Source organism: Algibacter sp., from assembly GCF_049667265.1.
Classification (GTDB): domain Bacteria; phylum Bacteroidota; class Bacteroidia; order Flavobacteriales; family Flavobacteriaceae; genus Algibacter_B.
The window spans coordinates 1-2739 of sequence record NZ_JBATHX010000363.1; the positions used below are offsets into that span (position 1 = coordinate 1).

Genomic DNA, 2739 nt, shown 5'->3' on the forward strand with positions numbered 1-2739 from the left:
GCACTTCACTACCTTTTAGGTTATGCCCATCAAACTCAAACCGAAAACCCTGTAACTTCTTTTGGTTGTTTATAGTCGGGATTACTTTTACGCTATTTACCTGCATCGCTTTTATATAATCATCAAAAGATTTGGGTTTAAATTGTTTCATCGTCAGGTCATGCCTGCGTTTAATTTCTGTTCTGATTTCCTTTAGATTGAATTCCTTTTCAAATTGCACTTGTTTTACGGTGGTTAAGCCCAAGTGTTCTGCCACTTTTTCTGCTGCTAACTGACTGCGCTTGCCAATAAAGCTATCATTATAGGCTGCACCTTTAAAATCAATTCGATTAACATATAAATGAATATGTTTATGGTCTTTATCCTGATGAATAAAAGCTATCGATTGTCGTTCTCCAAGCTTCATCTCATGCATGAAACGTTTTGTTATTGCTTGTAAATCTTTAAACTTTAATCGTTTACCATCTTCTATCGTTGGGCTAATTACAAAAGACAACGTGTTTTTGGTACAATGGTAATTTTGGTCCTGAAGCATTTTAAATTCTTTCGTAATTTCTGCAGGAGAATCTCCATGTAAAAACTCCTTGAGTACAATTTCAGCATCTTTTTCTTGATTCCAACCATAAGACATGGAAGCTTTAGTATGGGCTATACTTTTACCTTTACCTATCATTTCTGAAATTTTTTAAGATGTGCTTTAATTTCATTGGCTAAGTCATAGACTTCTTTAGTCAGTTTTGGGTTTCGTTTTCTATACATATTACCAATGGACTTAAAATTATTTTGATATTTGATGAGCATTTTATAAATGTTAATATGTTCTTCTGTAAATCGTTCTGTAATTTCCTTTTCAAATAAACTACGTCTCATATATTCACTTAATGTTAATCCACAACTAGTTGCTTTTATTTTTAGTAGCTTCTTTTCGTAAACAGAACATCTAAATTTAACGAGGTCACTTTTCCCCTTAAACACTCTTTTTTTTTCTTTGCGACCATGGGGAGCAAACAAGAATGTGTCCACAGACACACATCTTGAATTCCTACTCATAACCATTTTCGTTTCAGTTGAAGTCTGTTCCAAATCCAATTCTATGCTTTCCGAATTAATTATTACATCGGTAGGAATCTTTACAGACTGCACCTTTTCATCATTTGACTTAAAATCAAACTTCTTTTCTGTTTTCATAGCATAATAAATCGTTTAAATCTTTATGATTTTTATAAATATTACTTTGGTCGATAATGTTCTTATGAGTTTCTTTCAAATATTTAGTAGTGTTTTTTCCAGCTTTGTCATTATCCAAATAGAGGTTTACTAAATCATACTTAGGAATATATTTTTCAATATCTTTTACGAAAGCAATGGAGTTTAAAACTAAAATATCAGAAGTTTCTAAGAGTGTTTCAATTCGAACTGCTAACGACAATAAATCGAACATCCCTTCCAAAATGGTTAATTGCTTTTTGTTGTTTTGGATATAGGTATGGCATTTAGGACTACTACTATTTTTAAAAATCTTGTTCCGTAACTCCCAACCATTTTTATTATTCTTTAACCCAATGGCGAAAAACGTTTTGTCTTTATGAATATACCAAACCTCTTTACAATATATTTTTGCTACTGAAAGTGAAATACTCCTGAAATTTAGATATTGAATTAAAGCTGGATGAATTATGTCTTGAACTTTGATAATGTTTATTCCTGTTTTTGTTTTGCTAAAAAGTTGTTGCTGTTGAAAAAAAAACAAAGTATCACTATTCAGAAATGATAAGGCTTCTTTAATAGAACATTTTAAAATTTTGCATGTCAAATCAATTACATTTCCGCCAAAACCTGCACCATGATCGTACCATCGATTTTTAGTTTTAGAGACTTTAAAAGAGGCTTGGGTTTCTGACCTGAAAGGACTTAGAAACCAAGCTTCTTTTTCCGTTGTCTTTTTGGGAAAGTGTCCTAATTTTTCTAGCGCCTTCACGATAGAAAAGTTACGGGCAGTTTCACAGTTTATTTTTCTTTTCATAAGCCAATGTGTTTTAGGTGTGTTTTTTGATGATTTGATGACAGCACCCTCTAAAGTCTTATTTTTATTGGGTTTTTCGTGTCATCGTTTTGTCATCACATCATCGTTTACTCTTTAATTCTCCTTCTTTCTGTCATCATTGTTTTTTTTGATGACAGAATGATGACAGTTTGATGACAGCCTTAGCTCTTGTAAACATTGGGTTTCTACGATTCCGTCATCATATCATCAAAATTTTTGGTCAAGAAATCCTTTTTGACCCTAAAATACCGACCTTTGGCATCTACCAAAGTCATATCGCCATCTGTCCAAAACACAAACTTTTGGTATTTGTTAGAGTTCTCCTGGTTATTTAATTTCCAATCCATTTTCAACAACTTTCGCAGTTGTGTCAGATCCGTTTTTACTCGTGTTTTATTAAGTGCTAACAACGCATCCATAGGACAGAGATCTACAGCTTCAAGATCAAATTTTTCGATGACGCTTAATAAAATACTTGCTAGTTCTTTTTCTACTCGGTTACGATTGTTCTGGACAAGTTTTACTAGTGCTTTAGTTTTTATTTGTTGTGAAGTAAACCACATTCGGGTTAAGTGTTTTGATGCTAATTCTCTTTTTATCAAATAGTTCATTAAAGCAGGGATTTCTTTAATCAGGTTCTCTAGAAAATGAGTCTCCTCCTTTTTTAACACAGGCACTTTGATAACCCAAAATCT

Annotated in this window: 3 protein-coding genes and 1 pseudogene; all 4 read right to left on the minus strand. The window is 32.5% G+C overall.

From position 1 onward, the window contains the following. Positions 1–673: relaxase/mobilization nuclease domain-containing protein (locus WBN21_RS12680; protein ID WP_424200841.1), on the minus strand; the 673-nt coding region annotated here is incomplete at its 3' end. Beyond that, positions 670–1188, minus strand: coding sequence for a mobilization protein MbpA (mbpA, locus tag WBN21_RS12685; RefSeq protein ID WP_424200843.1), 519 nt, complete (start codon positions 1186–1188; stop codon positions 670–672). The genes WBN21_RS12680 and mbpA, both read right to left, overlap by 4 nt. Further along, positions 1166–2023 (minus strand): toprim domain-containing protein, encoded by an 858-nt coding sequence (locus WBN21_RS12690; protein WP_424200845.1) that lies wholly within the window; start codon positions 2021–2023, stop codon positions 1166–1168. Before WBN21_RS12690 ends, mbpA begins: the two co-directional genes overlap by 23 nt. 206 nt (positions 2024–2229) lie before the next feature. Continuing rightward, positions 2230–2739 (minus strand): annotated as a pseudogene (locus tag WBN21_RS12695) (primase-helicase family protein); the annotation flags it as partial.